A 7,637-nucleotide genomic window follows, 5' to 3' on the forward strand; every position below is an offset into this window, starting at 1 on the left:
GGGTGAAGAGCCGACGCCCCCTGGACGCCGCCCTGTGGGTGGCCCTGGCCGTACCCGCGGCGAGCGCCGACGCGATCGGCCTGAACGAACCCCGCCCCCTGTGGGCCCAACTCGCGGGCCTCGCCGTCCTCGCGGCCGCCACCGCGACCTGGCGCGCCCGCCCCGCCACCGCCTTCCTCCTCGCCGCCGCCCTCGGCCTCACCGCCCCCGCCCTCTTCACCGCCTCGTACGGCCCGGCCCTCGTCGTCTTCGCCCTGCTCCTCGGCAAGCACGGTCCCCGCACCCGCCCCGCCCTGCTCGCCTTCGCGGCGGTCTGGGCCGCGGGCACCGTCAGGATCGCGGTCCGGGACGTGGACCCGGTCGTGGAGTGGCTGGTCCTCACCGGCACGCTGCTGTTCGGCGCGGTCTTCCCCTGGCTCGCGGGCCGTTACTGGCGCCAGGGCCGCGAACTCGCGGCGGCGGGCTGGGCCCGCGCGGACCAGCTCGAACGCGAGCAGCGCATCGTCGCCGACCGCGCCCGCCTGCGCGAACGCGCCCGCATCGCCCAGGACATGCACGACTCCCTGGGCCACGAACTGAGCCTCATCGCGGTCCGCGCCGGCGCCCTCCAGGTCGCCCCCGACCTCCCGGACCGCCACCAGGCCGCCGCGTCCGACCTCCGCGCCGCCGCCGCGGAGGCCACGGACCGGCTCCGCGCCGTCATCGGCGTACTCCGCGACGAGGGCGACGAGACCGCCCCCCTCGCCCCGCCCGGCGAGACGGTGGAGCAACTGGTGGCACGGGCAGCGGAGTCGGGCCTTCCGGTTCGGTATGTGTACGAGTCCGAAGGCCCGGAGAGTGCGAGTGGCACAGGCAGCACGGACAGCCCGTACGCAACAGGCGCCGCGAACAAGGCGACCACCGCAACCAGCGCGTGCAGCGTCCCCGCCCCGCCCGACGCCGCCCGCCTCGCCCACCGCGTGGTCCAGGAAGCCCTCACCAACGCCGCCAAATACGCGCCCGGCGCCCCCGTGACCGTGGTGGCGACCCGCACCGACGCGGGCACGAAGATCGAGGTCACCAACGGCCCGCCCCCGCCCGGCGGTTCGACCCGCCCCGCCTCACCGGGCACCGGCTCCGGCCTGGCCGACCTGCGCGCCCGCGTCACGGCGCACGGCGGCACCCTGACCACCGGCCCGCGCGGCGACGGCTTCCACGTGACCGCGCACCTGCCCGCCCCCGGGACCGCCCCGCTGGTCGCACCCCCGCCCCCCGGCCGCACCCTCGCCCACGCCCGCCGCCGCACGGCCCTCGCCTTCGGCGCCGCCATCGCCACCGGCTCCGTACTCGTCACCGGGGCGTTCGGCTGGTACGCGTACACCAAGACGCACTCCGTCCTGAACCCCGCCGACTACGCGGCCCTGCACGTGGGCCAGCCGCAGTCGCAGGTCGCCGCCGTGCTGCCGGACCACAGCGTCACCGACCCGCCCACGGAGCGCGCGCCGGGCCCGCCGCCGGCGGGCGCGGACTGCCGCTACTACCGCTCCAGCGGCCAACTCTTCACCTCCCTCACCCACTACAGACTCTGCTTCGACCACGGAAGGCTGGTGGACAAGACTGTGATCCCCAAGGCGGGCGCGGCACACGACGCGAACAGGGTGGGTCCGCGGTGATCCGGGTCCTGCTGGCGGACGACGAGGCGATGATCCGCGCGGGCGTGACCGCCATCCTCGCGGCGGGCCCGGACATCGAGGTGGTCGCCCAGGCCGCCGACGGCCGCGAGGCCGTCGACCTGGCCCGCGCCCACCGCCCCGACGTCGCGCTCCTCGACATCCGCATGCCCCGCCTGGACGGCCTGGCCGCGGCCGAGGAGATCGTACGGACGCTGCCGGGCACCGCGGTCGCGATGCTCACCACGTTCTCCGAGGACGCGTACGTCGCCCGCGCCCTCGGCGGCGGCGCCACCGGCTTCCTGCTGAAGTCCGGCGACCCGCACGAACTCATCGCGGGCATCCGGGCGGTGGCCGACGGCGCCGCGTTCCTCTCGCCGCGCGTCGCCCGGCAGGTGATCGACGGCTACGGCCCGCGCCGCCTGGTCCGCGGCGCCGAGGCCCGCGCCCGCGTCACGGTCCTGACCCCACGCGAGCGCGAGGTCCTCGGCCTGGTCGGCGCCGGCCTGTCCAACCCGGAGATCGCCGCGCGCCTGCACCTGGTGGAGGGCACGGTCAAGGCCTACGTGAGCGCGGTCCTCGACCGCCTGGAGGTCAAGAACCGCGTCCAGGCGGCGGTCGTGGCGTACGAGGCGGGTCTGGTGGCGGACGAGGGGGAGGCCACGGCCACGACGGCGTGAAGTCCCTTGTCAGGAGCGGTGGTTGGGGTCCTCCGGCTGGTAGGGGGACTGGTACTGGGGCTGCGGCTGCGGCTCGTACGGGGACTGGGACGGGGGCTGGTACTGAGGCTGCGGCTCGTACCGGGGCTGTTGCTGCTGCTGGTGGTGGTACTGCTGCGGGTGCCGATGCAGGGCCATGGTCTGCTCGTGGGGGTGCTCCGCCTGCGCGTACGGGTACGAAGCCTGCCGCGCGTACGGAGAGGCGGGAGCGGAGGCCGGAACGGGTCCGGACGACGGGCGGCGGCCCTGCCCCGCGAACCACCGCACCACCCCGGTCCGCGACCCCCGCATCGCCTCCGTGATCCGCGTCACGGGCCGGCCCGCGAGCCGCACCACCAGGAACGCCACGACCGCGCCGAGGACCAGGCCGACGCCCACGTCGTGCGGGTAGTGCACGCCCACGAACACCCGCGAGAAGGCCATGAGCACCGCCATCGGCAGCGTCAGGGCCGCTATCCGCGGCCAGGCCAGGGCGAGGCCCACGGCGGCGGCGCCGGCGATCGTCGAGTGGTTGCTCGGGAACGACCAGTCGCCGTGCGGCGGGCACTCCACGAGGGGCTTGAGCGCACCGGACACGGCCCGGCACGGCCGCTCCTCGTCCACGAAGGATTTAGCGGTCTCACTTATGACGTACGCCAGCGCCGTGCCGAGCGGCGCGAGGACCGCCACCGCGACGGCACGCGGCTCACCGCTCCGGGCCCGCCACCAGGCGACGACGAAGAGCACGCCGAACAGCAGCAGGCCCAGTTCCGTCCACACCTCCGCGAGGTGCTGCACCCAGGCCGGGGTGTCGTGGGCGAACTCGGTGACGTCTAGGTAGAGGCCGGAAGAATCCATGGTGTCCATGATTCCTGACGGTACGGACTGGGTCCGACTCGTCACATCCAGCGATCGACGGATCACCGACCTGACGAAAGACAGGGGTGAGCAGCCGATCGAAGGTGTCGCGGGGGTGTTTCACGGGTACGCAGGATCGCCTCAACGGGCGTCCACGCGGCCCCGGCCGGGATGATGATCCGCAAAAGTTGTGACGAGAGGCGGCGGGTGGGGCAGGACAACGCCCGGTTCTCTCGTAAGGTTTGGGCGTGGGATCACTGCGCAATCCGATCGGGCCGCTTCCCTCCTCCATCTACTGGCGCCGGAGGGCCGCCCTGCTGTCCGTGCTCGGACTCCTCTTGTTGCTTGTCGTGTGGGCTCTCGTCTCGGGCGGAGGCGGCGGGAAGAACGGTGCCGACGGACCGTCGGGCAACGGGCCCGCGACGTCCATCACGCCCGGACCCTCCGGTTCCGGTCCCGCCATCAGTGAACACCCGGGCGGCCGGGACGAGTCGGAGGGCTCCGACGGTTCCGACGGCGGTGGCGACGGCGACGGCTCCGGCGACTCGGAGGGCTCCGACGGTTCGGGCTCCGGCGGCTCGGGTGGTGGCGGCTCGGACGACGCCAAGGGCGGCGGCGGTTCGGGCAACCGGCTTCCGGCCGGCTCCAGTCTGGCCAACTGCACGCCGGGCGCGGTGAAGTTGAAGCTGCGCAGCGTACGGAATTCGTACGCGCCCGGCCAGAAGCCGAAGTTGGAGCTGACCGCCGTGAACACGGGCGGGAAGGCCTGCAAGGTCGATCTCGGCGGCAAGGGAACCGTCTTGACGATCACTCAGGCCGAGGCCGACGACGCGATCTGGTCCTCGGAGGACTGCCCAGGCGCCGCCGCCAGCCTGCTCTTCCGCGTCCCCGCGGACGGCAAGGTCACCCGCACCCTGGAGTGGGACCGCAAGGCCAGCGCCCCCCAGTGCGCGACGCCCCCGGCGGGCAGCGCTAAGGCCGACACCTACCTGGTGGAGGCCCGCACCCCGGGCCTGGGAAGCGCGCAGACGTCGTTCGTGCTGGCGAAGGACTGAGCGGGGTGGGGCGGGCCTGAAGGGGATCCCCCCAAAGCCGAGCCTGGGCACAGGCCGACGTACCCCCGCCCCGCTGAAGGCTAGACGTACCGCTCCAGGATCGAGGACTCCGCGAGCCGGGAGAGTCCTTCGCGCACACTGCGGGCGCGCGCCTCGCCCACCCCGTCCACCGTCTGGAGATCGTCCACACTCGCGGCGAGCAGCTTCTGCAGCCCGCCGAAGTGCTCGACCAGCCGGTCGATGATGGCGCCGGGCAGCCGGGGGACCTTCGCGAGGAGCCTGAAGCCGCGCGGCGACACCGCGGAGTCGAGGGTCTCGGGCGAGCCCGTGTACCCCAACGCCCGCGCCACCGTGGGCAGTTCGAGCAGCTCGGCATGGGTGAGGGAGTCCAGCTCGGCCAGCGCCTCGTCGACGGTGCGCGACCGCTTGGCCGTGGGCTCCGGCACATAGTCCCGCACGACCAGCTCGCGCTCGGGCTCCACGCCCGCGATCAACTCGTCGAGCTGGAGCGTCAGGAGGCGGCCGTCGGTGCCGAGCTCGACCACGTACTCCGCGATCTCCTTGGCGATCCGCCGCACCATCTCCAGGCGCTGGGCGACCGCGGTGACGTCCCGCACCGTCACCAGGTCCTCGATCTCCAGGGCGGACAGCGTGCCCGCGACCTCGTCGAGGCGCAGTTTGTACCGCTCAAGCGTGGCGAGGGCCTGGTTGGCACGTGACAGGATCGCCGCGGAGTCCTCCAGGACGCGGCGCTGCCCGTCCACGTACAGCGCGATGAGGCGCATGGACTGGGACACGGACACGACGGGGAAGCCGACCTGCTTGCTCACCCGGTCCGCCGTGCGGTGCCGGGTGCCCGTCTCCTCCGTGGGGATGGTGGGGTCCGGCACCAACTGCACGCCCGCGCGCAGGATCTTGGTGATGTCCTTGTCGAGGACGATGCCGCCGTCGAGCTTGCACAGCTCACGCAGCCGCGTCGCCGTGAACTCGACGTCCAGGACGAAGCCGCCCGTGCACATCGACTCGACGGTCTTGTCCGAGCCGAGCACGATGAGCCCGCCCGTGTTGCCTCTGAGGATCCGCTCCAGGCCGTCGCGCAGGGGGGTGCCGGGTGCGACGGCGCTCAAGGAGGCGCGCATCAGCCCGTCGGCACCGGAGCCTGTACCGGGCTTGCCGGGAACCGCTGCCCGGTCGTTGGCTGCCACTGCACTCCTCCGGTCGCAGGTTGTCCTAGCCCTCGTTCGCACGTCTGGTGCACGCTTCGTGCAGGCCCAGCTTCGTACGGATGGGCGAGACCAGGGCAAAGTCTACCGGCGCTCGTCCTCCTGGCGTGGGGCCTCTCGACGACGCGATCTCGGAAGGACCCGCAGCGCGTCGCCCATGTCGGCGACTTCGGTGACCTTCATACCGGCAGGGACCTTCCCCGGATCGGCCGGTACGAGCGCGTGGGTGAAGCCCAGACGGTGCGCCTCGGCCAGTCTGCGCTGCACGCCCGTGACCCGTCTGACCTCGCCCGCGAGGCCCACCTCGCCGATCGCGACCAGGTTCTTCGGCAGCGGGGTGTCGCTCGCCGCGCTGGCGAGGGCGAGCGCCACGGCGAGGTCGGCGGCGGGCTCGGTGAGCTTCACGCCGCCGACGGTGGCGCTGTAGATGTCGCGCTTGCCGAGGGCCGTGATGCGGCCGCGCTGCTCCAGGACGGCCAGCATCATCGAGACGCGGGACGTCTCCAGGCCGGAGGTGGTGCGGCGCGGCGAGGGGATCTGCGAGTCGACCGTGAGGGCCTGGACCTCAGCGACCAGGGGGCGGCGGCCCTCCAGCGTCACCGTCAGGCAGGTGCCGGGTACGGCTTCGGCGCGACGGGTGAGGAAGAGGCCCGACGGGTCGGTGAGGCCCGTGATGCCCTCGTCGTGCAGCTCGAAGCAGCCGACCTCGTCCGTCGTCCCGTACCGGTTCTTCACGCCGCGGACCAGGCGCAGGCGGGCGTGCCGGTCGCCTTCGAAGTGGAGCACCACGTCCACGAGGTGCTCCAGGAGGCGCGGTCCCGCGATCGCGCCGTCCTTGGTGACGTGGCCGACCAGGAGCGTGGACATGCCGCGCTCCTTGGAGGCGCGGATCAGGGCGCCCGCGACCTCACGGACCTGCGCCATGCCTCCGGGGGCGCCGTCGATCTCCGGCGAGGCCACCGTCTGCACCGAGTCGAGGATCAGGAGGGAGGGCTTCACCGCGTCCAAGTGGCCGAGGACGGCGGCCAGATCGGTCTCCGCGGCCAGATACAGGTGGTCCGCGATCGCGGAGATGCGGTCGGCGCGCAGGCGGACCTGGCTGGCCGACTCCTCACCGGTCACGTACAACGTCCGGTGGTCGTCGCTCGCCGCCTTCGCCGCCACGTCGAGCAGCAGCGTGGACTTGCCGACGCCCGGCTCGCCCGCGAGCAGCACCACGGCGCCGGGCACCAGGCCGCCGCCGAGCACGCGGTCCAGCTCGGGCACACCGGTGGTGCGGGCCGTCGCGCTGCGGCCGTCCACCTGGCCGATGGGCACGGCGGAGGAGGTGACACGGCCGGGGGCGGTCGTGCGCACCGCGGGCGCGCCGTACTCCTCGACCGTGCCCCACGCCTGGCACTCGGGGCAGCGGCCCAGCCACTTGGCCGTCTGCCACCCGCATTCGGTGCAGCGGTAGGACGGGCGGTCCTTCGTGGTCTTCGTACGGGCAGCCATGCGTGAACGGTAGCCGCCCGCACTGACAGCCCTTCGACGCCCGCACGGACAGCTCTTGTTCACGCCGGGCGGCGGCCCGATCCCTTACCTCTCGAACAGGCAACGGAATCATGGCTTCCTGTCCCCTTTTGAGGGATCTGTTCACCCGTAAGGATTAAATGTGCTCAAGGGGGCAGAAGGCGCCTGCATCATGCGCCTAACTTCGCACGGGTGATGAGCAGCAGTCCGGAAACTCCCACGTACACCACCGGCGCGCACCGGGCGCACCCGGCCGCCCGCAAGCGGGTGGCGCCGCGCACGGTCCCGCAGTCGCTGGCACCTACGGCACCTACGGCACCTACGTCTACGCACTACGAACCGTTCCTGGACGGCCTGTTCACGTACTGCCTGTCGGTGCTGTGCGACCACGACGCGGCGACGGCCGCGCTCGGCGAGGTCCTCGCGCTGGCCGAGCGGCGCGGCGGCCGCCCCGACGGCGACACCCGCGCGTGGCTGTACGCACTCGCCCGCTGGATGTGCCTGCGCGCCCTGGCGGAGAGCAAGCAGCGGGGCCGCCATGGAGCGCATGCGGCGGCCGCCGGGGCCGCGTCCGGGGCGAGCCCTTCGGCCGCGACGGCGGGTCCGCCCGTCGCCCCGCCGGGCCCGGCCCCCGCGCCGCAC

At 73.3% G+C, this 7,637-nt stretch carries 5 protein-coding genes and 2 pseudogenes; 4 read left to right on the forward strand and 3 right to left on the reverse strand.

Going from position 1 to position 7,637, the window contains the following annotated elements; all coding sequences use genetic code 11:
* Positions 1-2: 2 nt before the first annotated feature.
* A complete protein-coding gene (locus IEY91_RS36380) occupies positions 3-1,652 on the forward strand; it encodes a sensor histidine kinase (protein ID WP_229697461.1) in 1,650 nt (549 codons plus the stop codon).
* Entirely contained in the window at positions 1,649-2,329 is a 681-nt protein-coding gene (locus IEY91_RS36385; RefSeq protein WP_189177192.1) for a response regulator transcription factor, read from the forward strand. The genes IEY91_RS36380 and IEY91_RS36385 overlap by 4 nt, the downstream gene beginning before the upstream one ends.
* A 264-nt stretch (positions 2,330-2,593) precedes the next feature.
* On the opposite strand, the pseudogene IEY91_RS36390 reads toward IEY91_RS36385, so the two are convergent.
* Positions 2,594-3,214: pseudogene (locus tag IEY91_RS36390) on the reverse strand (phosphatase PAP2 family protein); the annotation flags it as partial.
* A gap of 239 nt (positions 3,215-3,453) precedes the next feature.
* Between IEY91_RS36390 and IEY91_RS36395 the strand changes: the two are divergent.
* Positions 3,454-4,260 carry a hypothetical protein gene (locus IEY91_RS36395; RefSeq protein WP_164322164.1) on the forward strand — a complete coding sequence of 269 codons (807 nt, stop codon included), beginning with the start codon at positions 3,454-3,456 and terminating at the stop codon, positions 4,258-4,260.
* An 80-nt stretch (positions 4,261-4,340) separates the two neighbouring features.
* Here IEY91_RS36395 and disA read toward each other — a convergent pair whose 3' ends face one another.
* Both disA and radA read right to left on the reverse strand, forming a co-directional pair.
* Entirely contained in the window at positions 4,341-5,465 is a 1,125-nt protein-coding gene (gene disA / locus IEY91_RS36400; protein WP_164322162.1) for a DNA integrity scanning diadenylate cyclase DisA, read from the reverse strand.
* Positions 5,466-5,567: 102 nt separating this feature from the next.
* Entirely contained in the window at positions 5,568-6,977 is a 1,410-nt protein-coding gene (gene radA / locus IEY91_RS36405; RefSeq protein WP_164322160.1) for a DNA repair protein RadA, read from the reverse strand.
* A gap of 210 nt (positions 6,978-7,187) precedes the next feature.
* On the opposite strand from radA, the pseudogene IEY91_RS36410 reads away from it, so the two are divergent.
* Positions 7,188-7,637, forward strand: a pseudogene (locus tag IEY91_RS36410) (hypothetical protein); the annotation flags it as partial.

The sequence above is a fragment of the Streptomyces lasiicapitis genome, assembly GCF_014646335.1.
Classification (GTDB): Bacteria; Actinomycetota; Actinomycetes; order Streptomycetales; family Streptomycetaceae; genus Streptomyces; species Streptomyces lasiicapitis.